A 21,914-nucleotide genomic window follows, 5' to 3' on the forward strand; every position below is an offset into this window, starting at 1 on the left:
TTTACTGTGCATTGCCGCCTGCAGCTGGGCAGCAACTATTTCTGAGGAGAAACCCGTGATCGAAGAGACCTTACTCGAAGCCGGCGAGAAGATGGACAAAGCCGTGGAAGTAGCCAAGGACGATTTCGCCACGATCCGTACGGGCCGGGCCAACCCCGGTCTCTACAACAAGGTCATCGTTGAGTACTACGGCACACCCACCCCGCTCCAGCAGCTGGCGTCCTTCGGTGTGCCCGATGCCCGTACCATCCTGATCACGCCTTATGACAAGACCGCGCTGCGCGACATCGAAAAGGCCCTGAGTGACTCCGAAGTCGGGGCCAACCCGTCCAACGACGGCAACGTCATCCGCGTCACCATCCCGGAGCTCACCAAAGAGCGCCGCAAGGAATACGTGAAGATCGTCAAGGGCAAGGGTGAGGACGCCAAGGTCTCCATCCGAAGCATCCGCCGCAAGGCAAAGGACACCCTGGACAAGCTCGTCAAGGACGGCGAAGCCGGTGAAGACGAGGGCTCGCGCGCTGAGAAGGAGCTCGATGCCCTGACCAAGCAGCATGTCGACAGCATCGACGAGCTGCTCAAGCGCAAGGAAGCCGAGCTGCTCGAGGTCTGATGAGCCAGGCTGAGCCGGCGCCCGCTGAACGGGTCCCGACACGCGATACCCCCAAGCGCGCACGGCGTGTGCGGGCGAACCCCACACCCAAGGCAGGCCGCAACCTGCCCGCGGCCATCGGCGTCGGCCTTGCCATGCTGCTGGCCGTCCTGGGCGGGCTGCTGTTCCTCCCGTTGGGGTTCGTCCTGCTCACCACGGCCTTCGCGGTCCTTGGTGTTTGGGAAGTTTTCCGTGCCCTCGAAGCCCAAGGCACCAGGATGCCGATCGTTCCAGTGATGGTCGGCAGCCTGGTGATGCCGGTTTCGGCCTACTTTGGTGGTCTCGAAGGCCTGCTCTTCACCATGACAGCCAGCTCGGTGGCCGTACTGCTCTGGCGCTCCATCGAAAGCGCAGCCGGGGCGCCGCGCAGCGTCTTCGCGGGTGTCTTCACTTTGGCGTGGATACCGTTCCTGATCAGTTTCGCTGCGCTGCCGCTTCACGCCACTGGCGGAGCCACCCCCGTGGGCTTCTGGCCGCATGGAATCCCGGACGGGGCATGGCAGATCGCCTCCATGCTGCTGCTGGTGGTATCGAATGACACTTTCGGCTACATCGTGGGAGCTTCGTTCGGCAAGCACCCGATGGCTCCGAAGATCAGTCCCAAGAAGTCCTGGGAGGGGTTCGCGGGATCTGTGGGTGGTGCCATGGTGATCGGTGTCCTGGCCTGCATCTTCCTGCTGGAGCGGCCTTGGTGGGTCGGCCTTGTCCTGGCCGTTGGAATGGTTGCCGCAGCAACCGCTGGCGACCTTGCCGAGTCCATGGTCAAGAGGGAACTCGGCGTCAAGGACATGAGCAGTATCTTGCCGGGCCATGGTGGTGTGATGGACCGTCTTGACTCGATCGTGTTCGCGGCCCCTGTGGCCTATGTTTTGTTCGCGCTGCTGAGCGGCGTCTGACAACCGATGAAGGAAAAATAGTGGCCTTGGATATTCGACGCCAGATCCCCGCGACGTTCGACCGCGTGGAACGCAGCAAATACGGTTATAACGCCAAACAGGTAGACGAGTTTCTCCAGCGCGCACGGACGTCGTTTGAGAACCCTGTTGGCGCCGCGGACCAGGTTGCCAGCGTGGATGTCCGTGAGGTGGCTTTCGACCCCGTCAAGGGTGGCTACGACGCCCACAGCGTGGACGCCGCCCTGGACCGCCTTGAGGACGCGTTCGCACGCCGTGAGCGGGACGAACTGATCAGCCAACAAGGCGAGGAAGCCTGGTTGCGCCAGATCGGGAAGCTTTCCGGGATACTTCGCGGCAGGCTGCACAGGCCCGACGGTGAGCGTTTCCGCCGCCCGGCACGCAAGCGGACGCGCAGTTACAACGTCCAGGATGTCGATGCCCTGTGCGTTGAGTTGATCGGCTACCTGGAAAACGATCAGCCCTTGAGCGTAGACACCGTTCGACGCGCCGTGTTCCGTGCAGCCAAGGGCGATGAGGGCTACGAAGAAGCGCAGGTCGATGCCTTCCTCGCCCGAGTCGTGGAGCTGATGGCGGCCATTGACTGACGCCTACCCGGGCTGGTGAGGCGTGGGGGAGAGCGGCGGATTGTTCTTCCATACGTCCATGTAGTGGCGCCTGCCCCGTACCAAGGACGTGGCGAAGAACGCCAGGGCCACAACAACTGCGATGGCCACGGCAAACACAACAGGCAGGCCGGCTGCCAGCAGGGCTGATCCGAGCAGCAGGGCGATCAGGGCAGAGTTGGCGAAGCCCATGAAAACCATGCTGCTGCCTGCCACCTGGCTGAAGTCCTTCCTGCCGCCCAGGAAGTAGTAGGTGTGCTTCGAGCCTTCTTCGTCGTCGTGGTACCCGGCCATCAAGTACGGAGCCATTCCCGGGTCCAGGTCCACGTAGGCGGCACGGAGCCGGTTCATGGCAATGACGTACATGAGGTCCTCCATGCCGACGCTCATGACGCGGATATGCGTCAACAGGCCCACCACCAAGTCAATGCCCAGAACGGTCAGGGCAAAGGCCCGGAAGGCGCCGGAGAATTGGGTTGCCTGGCCCACCAGTGCCACGCTGAGCAGGCTGGCCGAGGTGAACGTCAGGAACATGCTGATCCGGGTGAGGACTTCCCCTTGTGTGGTGCTACGTGACGCCAGCAGGCTCCAATGCTCGGTGGCCAGCAGTTGCGCGCGGACGCTGGGCGTCAACTCCGCGGGACCGGCCGCTGGTTGCCCGTGGCCGGCAGTTTGTGGTTCCTCGGACATGGCGACATTGTCCTCCCGGGCCGTTGCGCGGACAACAGCTTTCAGCGCTCGGTAGCTACTGGCCGCTCAGGTACATGCAGCCGTGACATCACCCGGTTGACTGAGGCGGGAACGCGGTTCCGCGTCACGATGGACACGATTACCGTGACGGCGAAGGCTGAAGGCACACTCCACGCCGCGGGCTGGGCCAGCCAAGCGGGAGCGTTCCCTGTCCCAGTCAGGGTGCCCGCCACCATGGCACCCCCACACAGCACTGCGCCTGTGACCATCCCTGCGATCGCACCAAAGTCCGTCAGGCCGCGCCACCAAATGCCCAACAGCAGGACAGGACAGATGGTGGAAGCGGTGAACGCGAAGACCAGGCCGACGCTGCCGGCCAGGGCCAGGGTGTCCGTCATGAAAGCAAAACCCAAAGGCACGACGGCGGCCATCACCGCCGCGAGGCGGAACCCCCTCACACTTCCCCCGAACAGGTCCTGGCTGATGACACCGGACAGCGACACCACCAGGCCGGATGTCGTGGACAGGAAGGCAGCGAAGGCGCCTGCCACCACGAGCGCTGACAACAGGTCACCTGGCACCCCGCCGATCAGCTTGCCCGGGAGGAGGAGGATCAGGGCGTCCGCTTGTCCGGAGTGTGCGAGCTCGGGGGCGAACATCCGTCCCAAGGCGCCGGAGAGAGTGGGGAAGAGGTAGAACACGGAAAGCAAGCCCAGGACGATCAGCGTGGTCCGGCGCGCAGATTGGCCGTCCGGGTTGGTGTAGAACCGCACCAGCACATGCGGCAGGCCAAGGGTTCCGAACAGCAAGGCCACCAGCAGCGAGATGTGTTGGTAGGCACCCGCAGCGGCCTGGCCGGTGGGATTGACCGGCAAGGGCGCCTGCGGTGGTGTTCCGTTGCCAACCAGCACCAACAGGATGAAGACCACAGGCACGGCAAGGGCAGTCAATTTCAGCCAGTACTGGAAAGCCTGGACAAACGTAATGGACCTCATGCCACCTGCCACCACCGTGAGGCACACAACCGCCACCACCGCCGTCGAGCCTACCCACGACGGCAGGCCGGTGGTTATCCGGATGGTGAGCGCGGCGCCGTGCAGTTGCGGAACGATGTAGAGCCAGCCCACGGCCACCACCACCAGGCTCGTGACGCGGCGGACCAAGGGGGAGTCCAGGCGGGCCTCGGTGAAATCGGGGATGGTGTACGCGCCGGAGCGGCGCAGCGGTGCTGCCACGAAGAGCAGGAGCATCAGGTAACCGGCCGTGTAGCCAACGGGGAACCAGAGAGCGTCGGTGCCGGAGAGCAGGATCAGCCCCGCTACCCCCAGGAAACTCGCGGCCGAAAGATACTCGCCGCCAATCGCGGAGGCGTTCCACCACGGAGGGACGGTGCGTGAGGCCACGTAGAAGTCGCTGGTGGTCCGGGAGACGCGCAACCCGTAAAAGCCGATGACCGCCGTGGCGAGGGAAACGGCGAGGAACGCGAACAAGCCAACGGCCGGGTTCACTTGTCCTCCACCAGGTCCCGGTAGCGGGCCTCGTTGCGTGCTGCTGCCCGGTTGTAAAGCCAGGCGCTCAGGCCGATTACCGGATAGATGCCCACCCCAAGCGCCAGCCAATCCAAGCGGATTCCCACAACGCGCGTCTCCGACACGCCGGGACCGTAGACCAGGATCGTTGCAAGTACAGCGAGGATGATCAGGAATCCGCACGCCACCACCAACGCCAGGCGAAGCTGGGAGCGGATGAGGGAACGGACAAAGATCCGGCCGGCGTCCGAGTCCTCTGCGGCCTCATGTGGGTACGGCACCCGGCCGGTGGCCGGCGCGGCCGACTGGCGTGGAGCGGTAACGCGGACCCGGGTCATGCCTGTGGCCGGATGCGGGTGGACTGCAGCTTGTCCCTGACCGAGGGCAGGTGCCGCCTGCTGATGGGCAGCTCAGCACCCGAGACAGCGACGCTCGGTCCGGTAGTGGAAAGCTTGAGGTGTTGCACGTGCTGCAGCGCGATCAGGTAGGAGCGGTGAATCCTGATGAACCCGGCGTCCGCCCATTTCTGCTCGAGATCGGTGAGGGAAACCCGGATGAGGTAGCTGGCCTCGGCGGTGTGCAGCCTTGCGTAGTCGCCTTGTGCTTGCACGTACGTGACATCGTCCCGGCGGATCATCCGGGTGGTGCTGCCGAGGTCAACGGTAATCATTTCCGGGGCAGGAGTGCCGTCCTTGATGAGTTCACTGATCCGGTCCACCGAACGGGCCAGCCGTTCCGCCCGGAGCGGCTTGAGCAGATAGTCGACGGCGGCGAGGTCGAAGGCCTCCAGTGCGCAGTCTTCGTCAGCGGTGACGAAGACGACGGCGGGCGGGCTGCTGCTGCGGGAAATGGCGCGGGCAATGTCCAGGCCTGACAGGGCGGGCATATGGATGTCCAGGAAGACGGCATCGACGGACTCCGTTTCCAGCTTGCGGAGCGCCTCGGTCCCGGAGGACGCGCGATGGATGGCGCCAATCCGCGCATCCCGTCCGAGGAGGAAGGCAAGTTCTTCCACCGCGGGCAGTTCGTCATCGGCGACGAGCACGTTGATCATGATTAAAGACTAACCGCCGCCTCAGGCGTCGTGGCCGGGTTGCGACTTCGGGACCCGCAGCGTGATCAGGGTACCTTCGCCGGGGGCCGTATCGATCACCAGGCCGTGCTCATCTCCGTAGACCTGACGCAGCCGGGCATCGACATTGCGGAGCCCCACATGGTCGCCATCCGTATGTCCGGCGAGGACTGACCGCAGGTGCTCCGGATCCATGCCCACGCCGTCGTCTTCGATGGTGACTTCGGCAAACGCCCCGGAATCATTGGCGCAGATGGTGATGTGCCCCGGACCTTCCTTCGCTTCCAAACCGTGCCTGACCGCGTTTTCCACCAACGGTTGGAGGCTGAGGAACGGAATGACGGTGCTCAGCACTTCGGGTGCGATCCGCAGGCTGACTTGGACGCGCTCACCGAAGCGTGCCCGCTCCAGCAGGAGGTAACGGTCGATGCACCGCAGCTCCTCCGCCACCGTGGTGAAGTCGCCGTGCCTGCGGAAGGAGTACCTGGTGAAGTCGGCGAATTCCACCACGAGTTCCCTGGCCCTGGCCGGGTCCGTGTTGATAAAGGACGCAATGGCGTTCAACGAGTTGTAGATGAAGTGCGGGCTGATCTGCGCGCGCAGGGCCCGCACTTCCGCTTCCATCAGCAGGGTCCTTGAGGCCTCCAGCTCCGCCAGCTCCAGTTGTGCCGCAATCCAGTCAGCAACCTCACTGGTCGCCCGCACCAGACCTGCTCCGGCGGCGGGAGCCAACGCCGCAACCGAACCGACAACCCTGGATCCTGCCCTGATCGGGGCGATGACAGCACTGAAATCAGGCCCGGCTTTGTCCGTGGAATGGCCTGCGTGGGGAACCACGGCAGTCCGCCCGGTCGCAAGGACTTCGGCTGCGAGCCCCATCAGTGCTGGCCGGAGTTCCTCCGCCGCCCCGTCCCAGGCAAGTACAGAGGCGGTGTCCGTCATGGCGAAGGCGTCGCAGCCCAGCAGGACGCGCAGCTGCCTGCTGGCTTTGGCAGCTCCCGCAGGCTGGAGGCCCGCGCGCAGATGCTGGCCCGCCCGCGATGCTGCGTGCAGCGTGTTGTACGTGGCGCGTTCGGCGTCCGTGCCGAGGTCCCGGAAGGAGCGGATCACCTTCAGGCCAACGCCCACGACGACGGCGACCGCCAGCACGATCACGGCGATGGCGGCTGCGGTGAAGAGCGGGGAATCGGGCATAAGGCCAGCGTAGTCCGATGTGTTCCCCGAACCCCGATATCGCCTGTGGCCTGCTGCAACCCACCGTTTGGCGCAGCGGTACAGCCGCTGGGCGACGCCGACCGGCGTATCTATGGATGGGAAGCCGGAGCGCATTCGATAGTGATTGCAGTCACATCAGCCGCGCGCGCTGACGTGGACTCATCACAACCAGGAGGAACCATGGGTAATGAGGCCCAACCCCAGGACGCAACGGCGTCCGTGGACTTCCAGGAAGTCCAGCAGACGGAACGGTTCAAGACGCTGCGCAAGCGGCACCGCAGCTTTGTCTTTCCCATGGCAGTGATCTTCCTGCTGTGGTATTTCGCGTACGTTCTTTTGGCCGACTATGCCGTCGCCTTCATGTCCACCAAAGTCTGGGGCAACATCAACGTGGGCCTGATTCTTGGCCTGCTCCAGTTCGTCACCACTTTCGGCATCACGGCCTGGTACGTGAGCTACTCCAACAGGAAGCTGGATCCCATCGCTGCCGAAATCCGCAATGAGATCGAGGGGCACCAATTCGATAAGGACGGCAACGTCATCCACGGAGGAGCCAAATGAACGCCACCATGGTCCCGGCAGTAGAGGTCGCTGCCCTAAAAGACACCACGCTCCTGAACATGGGCATTTTCGCCCTTTTCGTCGCCGTCACCATGGTGATTGTCTTCAGGGCAAGCCGCAACAACAAGACAGCTGCCGACTACTACGCAGCCGGACGTTCCTTCACCGGCTCCCAGAACGGTACCGCCATCGCCGGGGACTACCTTTCTGCGGCCTCGTTCCTTGGCATCACGGGCGCCATCGCCATCAACGGCTATGACGGTTTCCTCTACTCCATCGGCTTCCTCGTCGCCTGGCTGGTGGCCCTGCTGCTGGTGGCCGAACTGCTCCGGAACACCGGCAAGTTCACCATGGCCGATGTCCTGTCCTTCCGGTTGAGGCAACGCCCCGTGCGCATCGCGGCGGCACTGTCCACCCTCGCCGTCTGCTTCTTCTACCTCCTCGCCCAGATGGCCGGTGCGGGCAGCCTGATCTCGCTCCTGCTGGGTATCAGTGACTGGGGCGGACAAGCCCTGGTGATTATCGTCGTCGGGGCCTTGATGATCATGTACGTGCTTATCGGCGGCATGAAGGGCACCACCTGGGTGCAGATCATCAAAGCCATCCTGCTCATCGCCGGTGCCGCCGTCATGACGGCCATGGTCCTCGCGATCTACGGTTTCAACCTCTCCAACCTGCTGGGATCAGCAGCGGAAGCGGCCAACAACCCGAACATCCTCAACCCGGGCCTGCAGTACGGCAAGACCGAGACGTCCAAGCTCGACTTCATGTCCCTGGGCCTGGCATTGGTCCTTGGAACAGCCGCCCTGCCGCACGTCCTGATGCGCTTCTACACCGTCCCGACGGCCAAGGAAGCCCGCAAATCAGTGGTGTGGGCCATCTGGCTGATCGGCCTGTTCTACTTGTTCACTTTGGTGCTGGGCTACGGCGCAGCAGCCCTGGTGGGTGCAGAAACCATCAAGTCCGCACCCGGCGGCGTGAACTCGGCCGCCCCGCTCCTGGCGTTCCACCTGGGTGGCCCGCTGCTGCTTGGATTCATCTCGGCCGTGGCCTTCGCAACCATCCTTGCGGTGGTGGCCGGACTGACCATTACTGCGGCAGCATCCTTCGCCCACGACATCTACGCAAACGTCATCTCCAAGGGCAAGGCGGACGCCACCACGGAAGTCAAGGTCGCCCGGCGCACAGTGGTGGTGATCGGCGTCCTCGCCATCCTGGGAGGCATCTTCGCCAACGGCCAGAACGTGGCCTTCCTGGTGGCGCTCGCCTTCGCTGTTGCGGCATCAGCAAACCTGCCCACCATCGTGTACTCCCTCTTCTGGAAGAAGTTCACCACCCAGGGCGCAGTCTGGAGCATGTATGGCGGCCTCGCCGCAGCCATCCTGCTGATCACTTTCTCGCCCGTGGTCTCCGGCGCCAAGACGTCCATGATCCCCGGCGCCAACTTCGCCATTTTCCCGCTGAGCAACCCGGGCATCGTGTCCATCCCGTTGGCGTTCTTCCTGGGCTGGCTCGGAACTGTCCTGGACAAGCGGCGCGAGGACCCGGCCAAGCAAGCTGAAATGGAAGTACGTTCTCTGACCGGCATCGGCGCCGAAAAGGCGGTGAACCACTAAGACCGGAACAAAAGGCTCCCCTGGAAACAGCGTTTTCCGGGGGAGCCTTTTGCGTGCGTCATTTCTTCAGGCTGAGCCACTCTTTCAATTGGGCCAGCGGCCAGGTGGTCACGATGCGTTCCATCGGCACCCCCAGGGCTTCTGCGCGCTCGGCACCATACTGCAGGAAGTCGAGCTGGCCGGGAGCATGGGCATCGCTGTCGATGCTGAACAAGCAGCCGGCGTCGAGGGCCATCTTGACGAGGTCATCCGGTGGGTCCTGGCGCTCGGGCCGCGAGTTGATTTCGACGGCGACGCCCCACTCGGCGCATTCCTTGAAAACCTTGGGGGCGTCGAATTCCGATTGGGGCCGGGTCCCGCGTGATCCCTGGACCAGCCGACCGGTGCAATGACCCAAAACGTTGGTGTGGGGGTCGCTGATACCGCCAAGCATCCGTTCGGTCATGGTCTTCTTGTCGGCTCGGAGCTTGGAGTGGACACTGGCGACCACGACGTCGAGCTTGTCCAGCATTGCAGGGGTCTGGTCCAGTGTGCCGTCCTCCAGGATGTCCACCTCGATGCCCTTGAGCAAGCGGAAGTCGTCCTGGGAAGAATTGATCCCTTCCACCACGTCCAGCTGTTTTTCGAGCCGTTCGACGCTGAGGCCGTTGGCGATGGTGAGGTTGGGGGAGTGGTCGGTCAGGGCCAGGTATTCGCGTCCGAGCGTGCGGGCCGCAGCCACCATGGCTTCGATGGGCGAGCCGCCGTCGGACCAATTGCTGTGACTGTGCAGGTCGCCGCGCAACGCGGCCCTGAGTGTGTCTCCGCCGGAGGCAAGGGCTTCGGTGCCCTTCCCGCGGAGGTCGTCCAGGTAGTCGGGGACGCGGTCCTCCAGTGCCTGGGTGATGACTTCGGCGCTGCGGCTGCCTACGCCTTTGAGGCTGGTAATCCTGCCGCTGGCGACGAGTCGGGCCAGTTCATCTGTTGAGAGTTTCCGTGCGGCGTCGGCTGCCTTCCGGAAAGCCTGGACCTTGAAGGTTGGTGCTTGGCTGCGTTCCAGCCAGAAAGAAATTTCGTCGAGCGCCTCAATGGGATCCATGGCTCCATGATCCACGAACCAGGCGCACCATCAACAGTGGGCACGGTTTGATGGTGCGCCGGTCCGTGACCGCCACCTAGTGGTGGTGGCCCGGATCCAGGGCGGGATTGGAGCCCTGGCCGTTTTCTCCGACGGGTGCCTGGCCGTGTTCCCCGTGCGGAACGGCGTACTGGCCGGCCATCGACGCGGCCAGTCCGGGTGTTGCTACTGAGGCAACAACGACGGCGGCTCCGAACGCGGCTGCCAGAAGCCGCCCGGTCCTTGGCTGGCCGTGGGCGCCGCCGTCGTTGGTCTTGTGCTGCCGCCTGAGCCAGCCTGCCCCGGCAAGTGCCATGAGGGTCAGGCCGAAGGCGGCAAAGTGGCTGACGTCGAGGGAGCGCTGGGAGGTGATCCCTGCAGCCATGGCCGCTACGTGCGCGACCGCTGCCGTGGCGAGGGCCGGGAGCGCGAAACGGGCCAGGACGAGGGAATTGCGGTGCAGGCCCCACAGCGACCAGGCCATGAAGGCCAGGCCCGCCGTGAGGGCTGCACCGCCGGCAACAACCATGCCCAGGGCGGCGGATCCAGTTCCAGCGAGGTACCCGGCGGCCAGGGACAGTTCAACCATCCCGGCTGCCATCGCAGCGAAGTATACGTACAGCACTACAGCTGCCCTCAGGGTGGGGTGGTGGTTCACGCGGTGCATGGCTGTTACCGTCCTCGTCCTTTGGAGTCGATGATCAGGCGCGGGCGGAAGCTACGGTGGCCTTGTCCTGGGACAATGCAACGCCCAGCAGTACCACGGCGCTGGCGAGGTGCAGGACGTTGTCCGCGCCGTTCAGGGCGATGATGTTCAGTGAGCTGCCCACCAGGAAGAGGCCCACGATGCCGACCAGCAGGTAGACGCCGCCGACTGCGGTGTTGATGGACTTGGACAGCGTGACGCTGTTCATGCCGGCGATGAGGAGGGCTGCGCCAATGGCCAAGTGGATGATGTTGTGAAGCGGGTTCACGGCGAAGATGATCAAATTGGCGCCCTCGGTGGCGAAGAAGCCGATTCCCGAGGTGACGAAGAATCCGAGCACGCCTACCAAGAGGTAGACGGCTCCGAAGATGGTGGCGATCAAGCGATTGGGCGAAGTACGCATTGGTCCGAGCCTTCCGGTGATGGCCGGGATTCCCGGCCGACCTGCTGAGTCCCGGTCGGGACTCTCAAGCAGTGATTCGGATCATGCGTTTGCGTGGATGGGTGGATGGGCGGATTTATTTCTTGCCGGCTAGGGGCGGAGGCGGATGCTGCTCATTTTGAGGTCGTTGGTGCCCTCGAAAACGTACTGGAGGTCGATCGTCTTGCCGTCACATTGCAGTTTGCCTGCGAGGTTGGCCTTGTTGTTCCCGTTGTTTGAGTCAACGCTTACGGAGTTGTAGTTCGGCTTGCACGAGCTGTCCAGTTCCAGGCTGGCGATGCCGTCCACGAAGGACTGCTTGTCCAGTTCGTCCTTGAGGGGCTGGCTGAGGTAGTTGTCGTAGGCCTGTTCGGTCTGGCCGGAGACCACAAGGTTGGTGAATTCGTCCGCCAGCGACCGGGCCTTGGAGGTGGCATTGCCCACCACATTGACCAGGATGAGGACGCCGACTACCGCCAGCACGATGACGCCCGCCACGATGCCGAGGACGATCCACAGAACTTTTCGGTTCTTCTTGGGCGGGTGCTGGCCGTACTGTCCTGGTTGGTACTGCCCGGGCGGGTATTGGCCCGGTGGGTACTGGCCCGGCTGATATTGGCCTGGTTGATACTGCCCTGGTGGGGTTTGTCCCTGGGGATAGGGGTTCTGTTGGCCGGGAGCCGCGTATTGCGGGTTCCCGTTTTGGGGATCGGACGACGGCGGCTGTTGCCACTGCGGCGACGCTCCGGTCTGCGGCGGGTAACCGGGCCCCGGGGGAACCGGTGGCGGGTTGTACCCGGGCTGGTTCTGGCTGGGTTCTTGCGGGTTGCTCACGGTAGTGCCCCTTTCGGCAGCCTTCGGCAGCGCCACCACCTGGCCGGGAACCTCTGGGCGGCCCCCGGTGCGTCCTCTTGAATCAAAGCGCATTTCCGCTTCCGCGGGCAAGAGGCGCGACGGAACACCGCAGGTGAAGTGGCGGTTCAAGCCCCGGAACGACGTCCCAGGAGCGGCTGCACGCGGTACGGGATCATCTCACGCATGGCCAGTGCGGTGTCCGTCCTGTCCACTCCGTCGCAACCGAGGATCTTTCCATTGATGCGGTAGAGGTCTTCCGCATCCAGCGCAACGACACGCAACAACAGATCAGCGGAGCCGGTGAGGCCAAAGCCTTCGAGGATTTCCGGGATGTCGGCCAGGTCCCGCGCCAGGGAAGCGAGCTTCTGCTGCTGCACGTGGACGGTGATGAAGGCCGTCAGGGGGTAGCCGAGGGCCACAGGATTGATCCGTCGTTCGAACGACAGAAAGGCGTGTTTCTTTTCGAGCTGCGCCATGCGGGCCTGCACCGTGTTGCGGGAGAGGCCGAGCTTCTGCGCAAGGGCAACCACAGTGCCACGGGGATCCTTCGCCATGGCGGAAAGAAGGCGGGTGTCGGTGCCATCCAAGGGTTGCATAATGCGCAAGATTAGCACGCCCCCGATACTCCGAATAGTGCATAATGCTCAACTTCATCCCGGGTAGTTGTACCCGATGCGTTCTGTGAGTAGGGTCACAATTAACTCCGGCGAAGGTGCCGGAGGGCCGGCGTGCGGCAGGATCACAAGTCCTGCGAGCGCCGACGAAAACGAGCCGGAAGGTTGCGATCACCTGTGTTGACGGATCAGGCGGGCAAGGGAGTGCGACATGATGCTCCGGGCCCGGAACAAAGTGCACATATCTCCTTGCGGACTGGCGGCGATTTGCTCCAGTTGGTGTCTCCGGACGGCGAGCGCATCAGCCATCCCGAGTTTGATCTATGGGTTAAGGATGTCGGCGACGAACAATTGTGCTCGCTCTACGAGGACATGACCGTCATCCGCCGTATCGACGCAGAAGCCACGGCACTCCAACGCCAGGGTGAACTGGCCTTGTGGCCGCCGCTCCTTGGCCAGGAAGCGGCACAGATCGGTTCAAGCCGTTCACTGCGCGACGACGACTTCGTCTTCCCGAGCTACCGGGAAAGCGGAGTGGCCTACGTCCGGGGTGCCCATCTTTCCGAGATCGCGCGAGTGTGGCGTGGTAACGCTTCGTACGGTTGGGACCCGCAGCGCATCAACCTGGCGACTCCCCAGATCATCATTGGTTCCCAGAGCCTGCACGCTACGGGCTACGCCATGGGTGTGCAGCTGGACGGAGCCAACACGGCAGTGCTCGCGTACTTCGGCGACGGCGCCACGAGCGAAGGCGATGTCAACGAGGCCATGGTGTTCGCAGCCAGCTACCAAGCTCCTGTGGTGTTCTTCTGCCAGAACAACCACTGGGCAATTTCGGAGCCCGTGCGCATCCAGTCGCACATTCAGTTGGCCGACAGGCCCACCGGCTTTGGTATTCCCAGCATGCGCGTGGACGGCAACGATGTCCTGGCTGTCATGGCGGCCACTCGTGTGGCGCTTGACCGGGCGCGCAAGGGCGGGGGACCAACCTTCATTGAAGCCGTCACCTACCGAATGGGTCCGCACACTACCGCTGATGACCCCACCCGCTACCGTGATCCGATTGAGCTGGAGGATTGGGCTGCCAAGGACCCGATTCTTAGGCTCCGGAAGCTCCTGGAGGCCAAGGGCCTGCTCACGGAGGATGTGGAAGCCCGCGTCAAGGCCAAGGCCGATGCCGTTGCAGCCGATCTCCGTTCGAGCTGCATTGGCATGCCCGACCCGCAGCCATTGGACGTGTTCAACCACGTCTACAGCACTCCGAATTCCTGGATCGAGCGCCAGAAGGACCACTACTCCCGATACCTGAACAGTTTCAACCAGCCCGTCGAGGAAGGTGCACTCTGATGTCCAAGCTCACTTTTGCCCGGGCAATCAACGCCGGCCTCCGGAAATCGCTCGAAAATGATCCCAAAGTGGTCCTCATGGGTGAGGACATTGGCTCCCTTGGTGGCGTTTTCCGTGTCACCGACGGGCTGCAGAAAGACTTTGGAAAGCACCGCGTTATTGATTCTCCCCTGGCCGAGTCCGGGATCATCGGCACCGCAGTGGGGTTGGCCTACCGCGGTTACCGCCCGGTGTGCGAGATCCAGTTCGACGGTTTCATCTACCCTGCGTTCGACCAGATCGTCAGCCAGGTAGCCAAGATGCATTACCGCACCCAGGGCCGCGTCAAGATGCCCATCACTATCCGGGTGCCTTTTGGCGGCGGGATCGGATCGCCGGAACACCACTCCGAATCGCCGGAAGCCTACTTCACCCACACTTCGGGTTTGCGCGTCGTGGCCGTTTCCAATCCCCAGGACGCTTACACGATGATCCAGCAGGCCATCGCATCGGACGACCCCGTCCTCTACTTTGAGCCCAAGAGGCGCTACCACGACAAGGGTGATGTGGATGAGTCGCTCGACCTCGCCACGGCATTGCCCCTGGATAAGGCTGCTGTCGTTAACGCCGGCTCCGACGTCACCCTGATTGTGTACGGTCCGCTGGTCAAAACAGCGAAGGATGCCGCCTTGGCCGCCGCTGACGAAGGCATATCGGTTGAAGTGATCGATCTCCGGTCATTGGCCCCAGTGGATTACCCGGTAGTGGAAGCCTCCGTCCGCAAGACGGGACGACTCGTGATCACCCACGAAGCAGGACAATCCGGTGGCGTTGGCGCGGAGATCGCGGCGAGCATTACGGAACGCTGCTTCAATTACCTGGAGTCCGCGCCAGTCCGGATTACCGGCTTTGACGTGCCGTATCCCTACTCCAAGCTCGAAATGCACCACTTGCCGGATCTGGACAGGATCCTCGACGGCGTGGATCGCGCCCTCGGCCGCCCCAACTCCCTGAGTGGACTGGAAGGATGACCGCCACCATGATCAAGGAATTCAGGCTCCCGGATTTGGGTGAGGGGCTGACGGAATCGGAAATCCTGAGTTGGAAGGTGGCAGTGGGCGACACTGTCACGTTGAACCAGGTCATCGCCGAGGTCGAAACCGCCAAAGCCGTGGTGGAGTTGCCGTCACCATTTGCAGGCACGGTGGCCGCGCTTCACGAGCAGCCCGGAACGGTCGTGGAGGTCGGGAAGCCGATCGTCTCTTTCGAAGTCGACGACGCCGGGTCCTCCAACGGGGCTGGCTCGCCGACCGCTGGTGCCGGGTCCGCCGTCGGGGCCTCTGCGCATGGTGCGCCTGCCGCCAGCGGTGTTGAAGCGGTGGGGACCCCCGCGAAACGTGAGCCGAACCTGGTGGGTTACGGTGCCGTCGTCGAACACTCCGGACGTCCAACGCGACGTGCCCGCGTTCAGGCGCCCGCAGCAGAGCAGGCTACGGTGCAGGCGGAAGTTCCGGCGATCCCGGAACCGGTCGCCGAGCCGCAGGCGGAGGTCTCGGGGGAGCGTCCGAGGTCCACGCCTCCGGTGCGCAAGTTGGCCCGCGACCTCGGGATCGACCTGGAACTGGTGCCAGGAACCGGCCCGGGCGGACTTATTACCCGCGAGGATGTCCAGAACTTCTCCGGCACAGCGGATGAGCTTGCCGTGGCGCCGGTTGCTGCAGGGCAGGGCGAGCGGGAAACCCGCACGCCCATCAAGGGAGTCCGGAAGTTCACCGCCGCTGCCATGGTGCAGAGCGCCTTTACGGCACCGCATGTCACGGAATTCCTGACAGTGGATGTCACCGCGACCATGGAATTGCTGGCCAGGCTCAAGGGCAACAGGACCTTCGAAGGCTTCAAACTGACGCCGCTGACCATCGCGGCCAAGGCGGTCCTGGTGGCCCTGCGGAACAATCCCTCGCTGAACTCCCGCTGGGATGAGGCAAACCAGGAGATTGTCCAGTTCAACTATGTGAACCTGGGTATCGCGGCCGCGACGCCGCGGGGCCTGACCGTCCCGAACATCAAGGACGCTGACCAACTGTCGCTGCGCGAGCTCTCCACTGCGTTGACCCAGCTCACCGACACGGCGCGGGCAGGCAAGACGTCTCCGTCCGATCTCTCCGGTGGCACGATCTCGATCACGAACATCGGCGTGTTCGGGATCGACGCGGGCACGCCGATCCTCAATCCGGGCGAGGCCGCGATAGTGGCCCTTGGTGCTGTCAGGAAGGCGCCATGGGTGGTGAACGATGAACTGGCAGTGCGCCAGGTCATGTCCCTTAGCCTGTCCTTCGACCACCGGCTGGTGGACGGGGAACAAGGCTCGCGGTTCCTGGCGGACCTGGGCGCCATCCTGTCCGACCCCGCCATGGTCATGACCATGATCTGACGCGTCCCAAGCTGCGGCGGCCCATCCCCTTACGAGTGCATGCAGGAAACTGCAGCCAGGGGATGGGCCGTCGCGCGTCGGGGCACAATGGTGCCGCGTCCGTGCTGAGCGTTAGTCCTCGGTGGGAGTGGTGCGGTTGGAGTGGACGTTGCGCCAGCTGTGCTCAGGTTCGAAGCCCAACAGTTTGCGCGCCTTGTCGATGGACAGCATGGTTTCGTGCTCGCCCAGCTCCTTGAGAACCTCGACGCCGGGGAAGACTTCCGCTGCCAACTCAGCGCTGCTGCGGCTCATCACGGTATCGGCCGCGGCGATGATGAACGTCTCGAATCCCGGTTCCCCGTGTTCCAGCGCACGCACGACGGCCAGGGCCCCGTCCCGGGCATCGATGTAGCCCCAAAGGTTCCATTTGCGCAGTGTGGCGTCGGCGTCGAAGGACGGGAAGGCATCGTAGTCCTCGGGGTCCATGACATTGGAGAAACGAAGCGCCGTGATGCTCAGGTCGGGATCCCACCGCGTCAGATGGATGGCCATCTGCTCCTCGAGGTGCTTCACCAGTGAGTACGTGCTTTCCGGGCGGGCGGGGTACTCCTCATCGACCGGAATGTAGGGAGGGTCGATGTCGAAGGGGAGGCCAAGGACGGTCTCGCTGGAGGCATAGACCACTTTTTTGATGCCGGCACGCCGTGCTGCCTGGAAAACGTTGTAGGTGGAGACCATGTTGTTTTCGAAGATCGCGGCGTCGGGGGCGAGGCCCGGCGCTGGGATGGCGGCCAGGTGAACTATTGCATCGAGGCCGTCATGTTGGTCATCCAGGCTCAGGATGACGTCCAGGACCTGTCCGTAGTTCCGAAGGTCCACGCTGACATAGCCTCGTCCGCGAGTGCCGGCCCGGTCCATATTGAGAACCTGGTGGCCATCCTGCGTGAGGCGACGCACCACGCTCCTGCCCAGTTTCCCGCTTCCGCCGGTGACGGCAATCCTCATGGTGTGCTCCTTGATAGTGGCTGGACCTTGCCCTGCTGCAGTGTGCTTTCCAGCGGGGTTCGGTTTTCCAGCCTAGGCCGCACGCGTGCCGTGCGCAGCCCCTAAGGCAGGCTCTGTGAGTCCTAGGAATACCGGAGCGACCCACGTGCGTGGCAGTGCAGGCGTGCGAACGACGGCAGCTGTCGTGGCCAGCGCGTTGGGAGCAGTGCATGTCCGGGGGCATGTCCGGCGCCCGTTCGGGTTCCTGTTTAACTGCGTCTTGGGCCTGTCTTAGGCGCGCGGGCATTGGGATGCGTATTGGTTTTCCCGCCCCGGGGTCACGTTTTTCCCGCCCGGTGTCATGTTTTGGGTGGTGTGTGGTGGTGGTTGCGTCGGGGTGTTTGGTGGGGTTCGATGTGGGGTGGGGGGATGAACCAGGGGACGCCGTTTTGGATGGTGATGCGCCAGTGTTCTTTGTGGATGAGGTGGTGGTGGTGGGAGCAGAGCAGGGTGGCGTTGTTTGTTCCTGTGGTGCCGCCTTGTGACCAGTAGGTGATGTGGTGGGCTTCGCACCAGGGTGCGGGGAGGGTGCAGTCGGGGAACGCGCAGCCGCCGTCGCGGGCGGTGATGGCTTTGCGGATGTGGGGTGGGAAGATCCGGGTGGTGCGGCCGATGTCGAGTATTTGGGAGTCGGTGCCGAGCAGGACGGGGAGGATGTCGGCGTCGCAGGCTATTTTGCGGATGGTGTTGGGGTGGATCGGGCCGGTGAAGGTCGCGGTGCCGGTACTGACAGTGTTCCGGGGGCGCGGCTGCTTCGGGGTGTTGGTTTCTTTTGTGGCGCTCGTGGTGGTGTGGGTGAGGTGTTGGAAGAGGTCGTGGTGGTCGATGGTGACGGTGAGTTGGGGTCGGAGTCCGCCGTTGCTGGGCAGTTTCCCGGTGGTCATGGCCACGGCGCAGGCTCCGATGAGGCCGTCGAGGAGTTTCTGGGCGCGGGAGCGCCGGTCCAGCTGAGGGCCGGTGGTGCCGGTTTGGGTGTTTGTGGTGTTGGTGAGTCGTGGGTTGGTGGCGGCGTTCATGGCGGTGGTGAGGGTTTCGTATTGTTCGGTGGTGGCGAAGATTTCCAGGTGGTGGAGTCCGTGGCGGCGTTGGCGTCGTAGGAACGCGCCTTGGACGTGGTGGAGGGCTTCTTCGGTGGGTTCGGGGCCGTTGTGGTCGATGTGGTCGATCCAGCGGTTGGCCATTTTGGTGACGAAGTCGGGGTCGGACTGTGTGGCGGTGGTGGTGAGGGCGTGTTCCATGCCGGTGAGGGTGTCCGGGTCGGTGAAGTGTTGGGCTTTGTCCAGGGCGGTGCTGATGATCGTCGCGGACCGGGATGGGACCTGTCCGGTGTGGAGGGCGTCGGCGAGTCTTTGACGACGGGCCGGGATTTCCTGGCCGGTTATTCCGGCTCCGGGCAGGACCTCGGTGGCGAGGGCGAGCCTGCGCCGTGCTTCGCCGATCCCGATCCGCAACCGGGCCCGGAGGAACTCTGCCGCGTTCCGGTACCCATCATCCAAAACACTGCCACCACCACCACCAGCACCATCAGCACCATCAGCACCAGCACCATCCGCTTTGACGGTGCTTCCGGGGGCCGCTTCACCCGTACCACCACCGGATCCACCGCCACCGCCCTCTGAGCCACCGGCGGGCTCGGTCCACCCCGTCCGCCATTCTTGGGCGCCGGACGCCGGGGACTGTCCGGGCTGCTGTGCCGGCACCGCACGCTGCGCCTCGGTCCGGGTCCGCTCTACAGCCTGCGCCGCGACGACCTGGAGGTACTCGATCGACCGCGAGATGTCCTCGATCCTGCCGGCAAGGTCAGCAGCCTGTGCTAGATCGAACAAGGGTGCCTGCTCGGCAAACGACAACCGTGCGGTGTCCAGAAGAGCCTGTCCGTCCTCAAGAAGTGCCGCGAGATCCGGCCCCGCAGGCGCAGCAGGTTTCCCGCCGTCGAAACCCCTGGAGGTGGTGCCCTCGCGGCTGAGTAGTCCAACGCCGTGGAAGTGGCCGATAGCGGTGGCTACCGCCGTCGAACCCTTGATCCACTGGAGATTGCCTGGGGATTGCCGTGAGCAGCTCGCGGTCAGGGCAGCGACAGCAGGTGACGACGCCACCCGCGCTGCTGTCAGTTGCCCCAAAGCTTCCATGCATAAAGCTTTTCACCAGGGTCTGACATTATTAGCGCTTCACCCTGTCGGCTGCGCGTTCCGGAAACTGCACACTCAGGCAGATGTCAGCGCCGCCAAGGCCATCTGCTCCAGTATGGGCCTGGCTGATTTCACTGCGATCCTGCGGCCGTGATGCCGGACCGAATGCGGGGTGGAGTTGATCAACCCGAAGGCTGCGTGTGCCCGGACGCGCAGGCCTGCGATGTCCGCGTCGGCATGAATCCGGGCCAGAACATCCACCCAGGTCTCTACATAACTGCGTTGCAGGGATCGGACCTCGGCCTGGTCTGCCTCAGTGAGGCTGGCGAAATCACGGTCCTGTACCCGGATGACATCCGGATTGCTCAGGGCGAAGTCCACCTGGAATTTCACCAGGGCTTTCAGGGCGTCCCCTGGGCTGCCGGCTTCCGCAACAACGCGACGGCCGCCCTCCAGGAGGTCGCGGCTGACACTGAGGAGCAGTTCACCCAGAACCGCCTGTTTTCCCGGAAAGTGCCGGTACACCGCCGGTCCGCTTACACCGGCCGCGGCTCCCAGGTCTTCCAGGGATACGCGGCTGAATCCGTTGTCCGCGAAGAGTCCGGCTGCGGCTGACAGCAGTGCCAGCCGGCGGAGCTCTTTGGCTTGGCTCCGCTGGGTTGTGGCGGCACGGGAGCCTTCGGCGTGTGCTTCCGGGCTTGCTGTCATGGTGTCCTCCTCGTGCCCGTCCCAACGCAGGCGGCAGGAGCCCCGCTGTGCTGGACATGTCAGTTAATAAAGACTAACCTAAATTTCAGTTACATGGCACTAACCGAAATGGCCGTGGGCCGGGAATGGAACAGGGGTCGATGGAGACAATTGCCAGCCTGACGGGAGCTGCCGCCGGCACCTTCGAGGCCAACCAGGAGGCACAGTGTGCCTTGGTGGAGGAACTGAAGGAGCGCCTCGCCACGGCAGCATTGGGTGGACCGGCCAAATCCCGGGAGCGGCACGTTGCCCGGGGAAAGCTCCTGCCGAGGGAGCGCATTGATTTCCTGCTGGATGAGGGCAGCCCGTTCCTTGAGATCGCGCCTCTCGCCGCCAATGGCATGTACAACGACGATTCACCCGGCGCCGGGGTGATCGCCGGTATCGGCCTGGTCCATGGCCGGCACGTCCTGGTGATTTCCAATGATGCGACGGTCAAGGGCGGTACGTACTACCCGATGACCGTGAAGAAGCACCTCAGGGCCCAAGAGATTGCCCTGGAGAACAAGCTTCCGTGCATCTACCTGGTGGATTCCGGGGGAGCGTTCCTGCCCAAGCAGGACGAGGTCTTCCCGGACAAGGAACACTTTGGCCGGATCTTCTACAACCAGGCCAGGATGTCTGCGGCCAAGATCCCGCAGATCGCCTCCGTGATGGGCTCCTGCACTGCCGGCGGTGCCTACGTCCCGGCAATGAGCGACGAAACAGTCATCGTCCGCAACCAAGGCACCATCTTTTTGGGTGGGCCTCCGCTGGTCAAAGCAGCCATCGGCGAGATCGTCACCGCGGAGGAACTGGGCGGTGGCGACGTCCACTCAAGGATCTCCGGGGTCACCGATCACTTGGCCGAGAACGACCAGCATGCGCTGGAAATCGTCCGGGACATCGTAGCGACGTTGCCGAAGCCGGCGCAGCCGGCCTGGGACGTGCTCGACGTCGTCCTGCCGCCCGTCGTCGACCCCTCGGAGATCTACGGTGTGGTTCCCACGGACGTCAACGCCCAATATGACGTCCGGGAAGTCATCGCACGCCTCGTGGACGGTTCCGAATTCCATGAGTTCAAGAAGAACTATGGCACCACCCTGGTGACCGGTTTCGCGCACCTGCATGGCCACCCCGTGGGAATCGTGGCCAACAACGGAGTCCTTTTCAGCGAGTCGTCGTTGAAGGGTGCCCACTTCATTGAGCTGTGCGATCAGCGGGGCATTCCCTTGGTCTTCCTCCAGAATCTCTCCGGGTTCATGGTGGGAAAGGACTACGAACAGGGCGGCATCGCCAAGAACGGCGCCAAGATGGTCACGGCAGTGGCGACGGCCCGGGTGCCGAAACTGACCGTGGTGATCGGCGGCTCCTTCGGCGCGGGAAACTACTCCATGTGCGGCCGGGCTTATTCGCCGCGTTTCCTCTGGATGTGGCCCGCGGCCCGCATCTCCGTCATGGGCGGAAACCAGGCCTCCAGCGTCCTGGCAACAGTCAAAAGGGACCAATACGAGGCCGCCGGCCAGGAATGGTCCGTCGAGGACGAGGAAGCCTTCAAGGCCCCCATCAAGCAGCAGTACGAGGACCAGGGCAGCCCCTACTACTCCACCGCCCGGCTGTGGGATGACGGCATTATCGACCCCGCTGACACGCGGCGGGTTCTGGGCATGGCCCTCGACGTCGTTTCCCGCCCGCCACTGCCGGAGACCTCTTTCGGCCTCTTCAGGATGTGA

At 63.7% G+C, this 21,914-nt stretch carries 22 protein-coding genes; 9 read left to right on the top strand and 13 right to left on the bottom strand.

Going from position 1 to position 21,914, the window contains the following annotated elements; genetic code table 11:
- Nucleotides 1–55 precede the first annotated feature (55 nt).
- The 3 genes from frr to JMY29_RS07125 are packed head-to-tail and all read left to right on the top strand — an operon-like array spanning nucleotide 56 to nucleotide 2,153.
- Nucleotides 56–613, top strand: a complete 558-nt coding sequence (frr, locus tag JMY29_RS07115; protein ID WP_018777486.1) for a ribosome recycling factor — start codon at nucleotides 56–58, stop codon at nucleotides 611–613.
- The gene (locus JMY29_RS07120) at nucleotides 613–1,548 is read left to right on the top strand and encodes a phosphatidate cytidylyltransferase (RefSeq protein WP_189075820.1); all 936 of its coding nucleotides are present in this window, start codon (nucleotides 613–615) and stop codon (nucleotides 1,546–1,548) included. Before frr ends, JMY29_RS07120 begins: the two co-directional genes overlap by 1 nt.
- Before the next feature lie 20 nt (nucleotides 1,549–1,568).
- Nucleotides 1,569–2,153, top strand: a complete 585-nt coding sequence (locus JMY29_RS07125; RefSeq protein WP_018777488.1) for a DivIVA domain-containing protein — start codon at nucleotides 1,569–1,571, stop codon at nucleotides 2,151–2,153.
- Between the two features lie 3 nt (nucleotides 2,154–2,156).
- Here the strand turns inward: JMY29_RS07125 and JMY29_RS07130 are convergent, their stop codons facing one another.
- The 5 genes from JMY29_RS07130 to JMY29_RS07150 are packed head-to-tail and all read right to left on the bottom strand — an operon-like array spanning nucleotide 2,157 to nucleotide 6,656.
- Nucleotides 2,157–2,861, bottom strand: coding sequence for a hypothetical protein (locus tag JMY29_RS07130; protein ID WP_189075819.1), 705 nt, complete (start codon nucleotides 2,859–2,861; stop codon nucleotides 2,157–2,159).
- A 41-nt stretch (nucleotides 2,862–2,902) separates the two neighbouring features.
- Nucleotides 2,903–4,369: a sodium/solute symporter gene (locus tag JMY29_RS07135; protein WP_018777490.1), complete on the bottom strand. Its 1,467-nt coding sequence runs from the start codon at nucleotides 4,367–4,369 to the stop codon at nucleotides 2,903–2,905.
- Complete coding sequence (locus tag JMY29_RS07140) at nucleotides 4,366–4,728, bottom strand: hypothetical protein (protein WP_189075818.1); 363 nt, start codon at nucleotides 4,726–4,728, stop codon at nucleotides 4,366–4,368. The genes JMY29_RS07135 and JMY29_RS07140 overlap by 4 nt, the downstream gene beginning before the upstream one ends.
- Complete coding sequence (locus JMY29_RS07145; RefSeq protein ID WP_039240480.1) at nucleotides 4,725–5,444, bottom strand: LytR/AlgR family response regulator transcription factor; 720 nt, start codon at nucleotides 5,442–5,444, stop codon at nucleotides 4,725–4,727. Before JMY29_RS07145 ends, JMY29_RS07140 begins: the two co-directional genes overlap by 4 nt.
- A gap of 21 nt (nucleotides 5,445–5,465) precedes the next feature.
- Entirely contained in the window at nucleotides 5,466–6,656 is a 1,191-nt protein-coding gene (locus JMY29_RS07150; protein WP_018777493.1) for a sensor histidine kinase, read from the bottom strand.
- Nucleotides 6,657–6,857: 201 nt separating this feature from the next.
- Between JMY29_RS07150 and JMY29_RS07155 the strand changes: the two genes are divergently transcribed.
- Together JMY29_RS07155 and JMY29_RS07160 are read left to right on the top strand one after the other, a co-directional pair.
- Nucleotides 6,858–7,238 (top strand): DUF485 domain-containing protein, encoded by a 381-nt coding sequence (locus JMY29_RS07155; RefSeq protein ID WP_055975136.1) that lies wholly within the window; start codon nucleotides 6,858–6,860, stop codon nucleotides 7,236–7,238.
- Entirely contained in the window at nucleotides 7,235–8,854 is a 1,620-nt protein-coding gene (locus JMY29_RS07160) for a solute symporter family protein (protein WP_018777495.1), read from the top strand. The genes JMY29_RS07155 and JMY29_RS07160 overlap by 4 nt, the downstream gene beginning before the upstream one ends.
- 58 nt (nucleotides 8,855–8,912) lie before the next feature.
- Here JMY29_RS07160 and JMY29_RS07165 read toward each other — a convergent pair whose 3' ends face one another.
- From JMY29_RS07165 to JMY29_RS07185, 5 genes are all read right to left on the bottom strand, one after another.
- Nucleotides 8,913–9,932, bottom strand: coding sequence for a PHP domain-containing protein (locus JMY29_RS07165; protein WP_189075817.1), 1,020 nt, complete (start codon nucleotides 9,930–9,932; stop codon nucleotides 8,913–8,915).
- A gap of 76 nt (nucleotides 9,933–10,008) precedes the next feature.
- Entirely contained in the window at nucleotides 10,009–10,617 is a 609-nt protein-coding gene (locus JMY29_RS07170) for a hypothetical protein (RefSeq protein WP_189075816.1), read from the bottom strand.
- Between the two features lie 34 nt (nucleotides 10,618–10,651).
- Nucleotides 10,652–11,059, bottom strand: a complete 408-nt coding sequence (locus JMY29_RS07175; RefSeq protein ID WP_018777498.1) for a DUF4383 domain-containing protein — start codon at nucleotides 11,057–11,059, stop codon at nucleotides 10,652–10,654.
- Between the two features lie 129 nt (nucleotides 11,060–11,188).
- Nucleotides 11,189–11,911 carry a DUF3824 domain-containing protein gene (locus JMY29_RS07180; protein WP_229778602.1) on the bottom strand — a complete coding sequence of 241 codons (723 nt, stop codon included), beginning with the start codon at nucleotides 11,909–11,911 and terminating at the stop codon, nucleotides 11,189–11,191.
- 146 nt (nucleotides 11,912–12,057) lie between these two features.
- Nucleotides 12,058–12,528, bottom strand: a complete 471-nt coding sequence (locus JMY29_RS07185) for an Lrp/AsnC family transcriptional regulator (RefSeq protein ID WP_018777500.1) — start codon at nucleotides 12,526–12,528, stop codon at nucleotides 12,058–12,060.
- Nucleotides 12,529–12,723: 195 nt separating this feature from the next.
- On the opposite strand from JMY29_RS07185, the gene pdhA reads away from it, so the two are divergent.
- From pdhA to JMY29_RS07200, 3 genes are read left to right on the top strand one after another with little or no spacing between them, the layout of a single operon-like run.
- A complete protein-coding gene (pdhA, locus tag JMY29_RS07190) occupies nucleotides 12,724–13,893 on the top strand; it encodes a pyruvate dehydrogenase (acetyl-transferring) E1 component subunit alpha (RefSeq protein ID WP_039240486.1) in 1,170 nt (389 codons plus the stop codon).
- Complete coding sequence (locus JMY29_RS07195) at nucleotides 13,893–14,903, top strand: alpha-ketoacid dehydrogenase subunit beta (RefSeq protein WP_189075815.1); 1,011 nt, start codon at nucleotides 13,893–13,895, stop codon at nucleotides 14,901–14,903. The genes pdhA and JMY29_RS07195 overlap by 1 nt, the downstream gene beginning before the upstream one ends.
- On the top strand, nucleotides 14,900–16,303 hold the full coding sequence (locus JMY29_RS07200; protein ID WP_064721824.1) for a dihydrolipoamide acetyltransferase family protein: 1,404 nt from the start codon (nucleotides 14,900–14,902) through the stop codon (nucleotides 16,301–16,303). The genes JMY29_RS07195 and JMY29_RS07200 overlap by 4 nt, the downstream gene beginning before the upstream one ends.
- Nucleotides 16,304–16,414: 111 nt before the next feature.
- On the opposite strand, the gene JMY29_RS07205 is transcribed toward JMY29_RS07200, so the two are convergent.
- From JMY29_RS07205 to JMY29_RS07215, 3 genes are all read right to left on the bottom strand, one after another.
- Nucleotides 16,415–17,287: an NAD-dependent epimerase/dehydratase family protein gene (locus JMY29_RS07205; protein ID WP_189075814.1), complete on the bottom strand. Its 873-nt coding sequence runs from the start codon at nucleotides 17,285–17,287 to the stop codon at nucleotides 16,415–16,417.
- A 338-nt stretch (nucleotides 17,288–17,625) separates the two neighbouring features.
- Nucleotides 17,626–19,455 carry an HNH endonuclease gene (locus JMY29_RS07210; protein WP_189075813.1) on the bottom strand — a complete coding sequence of 610 codons (1,830 nt, stop codon included), beginning with the start codon at nucleotides 19,453–19,455 and terminating at the stop codon, nucleotides 17,626–17,628.
- 75 nt (nucleotides 19,456–19,530) lie between these two features.
- Nucleotides 19,531–20,163 carry an SACE_7040 family transcriptional regulator gene (locus tag JMY29_RS07215; RefSeq protein WP_110505771.1) on the bottom strand — a complete coding sequence of 211 codons (633 nt, stop codon included), beginning with the start codon at nucleotides 20,161–20,163 and terminating at the stop codon, nucleotides 19,531–19,533.
- Nucleotides 20,164–20,303: 140 nt separating this feature from the next.
- On the opposite strand from JMY29_RS07215, the gene JMY29_RS07220 reads away from it, so the two are divergent.
- A complete protein-coding gene (locus JMY29_RS07220; RefSeq protein WP_189075812.1) occupies nucleotides 20,304–21,914 on the top strand; it encodes a carboxyl transferase domain-containing protein in 1,611 nt (536 codons plus the stop codon).

Origin of the sequence: Paenarthrobacter nicotinovorans, from assembly GCF_021919345.1 — a bacterium.
Taxonomy (GTDB): Bacteria; Actinomycetota; Actinomycetes; order Actinomycetales; family Micrococcaceae; genus Arthrobacter; species Arthrobacter nicotinovorans.

Coding starts and splice junctions, on each gene's coding strand:
- JMY29_RS07165 (WP_189075817.1), bottom strand. CDS start 9,932: ATGGATCCCATTGAGGCGCTCGACGAAATTTCTTTCTGGCTGGAACGC.
- JMY29_RS07140 (WP_189075818.1), bottom strand. CDS start 4,728: ATGACCCGGGTCCGCGTTACCGCTCCACGCCAGTCGGCCGCGCCGGCC.
- JMY29_RS07150 (WP_018777493.1), bottom strand. CDS start 6,656: ATGCCCGATTCCCCGCTCTTCACCGCAGCCGCCATCGCCGTGATCGTG.
- JMY29_RS07170 (WP_189075816.1), bottom strand. CDS start 10,617: ATGCACCGCGTGAACCACCACCCCACCCTGAGGGCAGCTGTAGTGCTG.
- JMY29_RS07130 (WP_189075819.1), bottom strand. CDS start 2,861: ATGTCCGAGGAACCACAAACTGCCGGCCACGGGCAACCAGCGGCCGGT.
- JMY29_RS07120 (WP_189075820.1), top strand. CDS start 613: ATGAGCCAGGCTGAGCCGGCGCCCGCTGAACGGGTCCCGACACGCGAT.
- JMY29_RS07145 (WP_039240480.1), bottom strand. CDS start 5,444: ATGATCAACGTGCTCGTCGCCGATGACGAACTGCCCGCGGTGGAAGAA.
- JMY29_RS07175 (WP_018777498.1), bottom strand. CDS start 11,059: ATGCGTACTTCGCCCAATCGCTTGATCGCCACCATCTTCGGAGCCGTC.
- JMY29_RS07155 (WP_055975136.1), top strand. CDS start 6,858: ATGGGTAATGAGGCCCAACCCCAGGACGCAACGGCGTCCGTGGACTTC.
- JMY29_RS07195 (WP_189075815.1), top strand. CDS start 13,893: ATGTCCAAGCTCACTTTTGCCCGGGCAATCAACGCCGGCCTCCGGAAA.
- JMY29_RS07185 (WP_018777500.1), bottom strand. CDS start 12,528: ATGCAACCCTTGGATGGCACCGACACCCGCCTTCTTTCCGCCATGGCG.
- JMY29_RS07205 (WP_189075814.1), bottom strand. CDS start 17,287: ATGAGGATTGCCGTCACCGGCGGAAGCGGGAAACTGGGCAGGAGCGTG.
- JMY29_RS07215 (WP_110505771.1), bottom strand. CDS start 20,163: ATGACAGCAAGCCCGGAAGCACACGCCGAAGGCTCCCGTGCCGCCACA.
- JMY29_RS07210 (WP_189075813.1), bottom strand. CDS start 19,455: ATGGAAGCTTTGGGGCAACTGACAGCAGCGCGGGTGGCGTCGTCACCT.
- JMY29_RS07200 (WP_064721824.1), top strand. CDS start 14,900: ATGACCGCCACCATGATCAAGGAATTCAGGCTCCCGGATTTGGGTGAG.
- JMY29_RS07220 (WP_189075812.1), top strand. CDS start 20,304: ATGGAGACAATTGCCAGCCTGACGGGAGCTGCCGCCGGCACCTTCGAG.
- JMY29_RS07160 (WP_018777495.1), top strand. CDS start 7,235: ATGAACGCCACCATGGTCCCGGCAGTAGAGGTCGCTGCCCTAAAAGAC.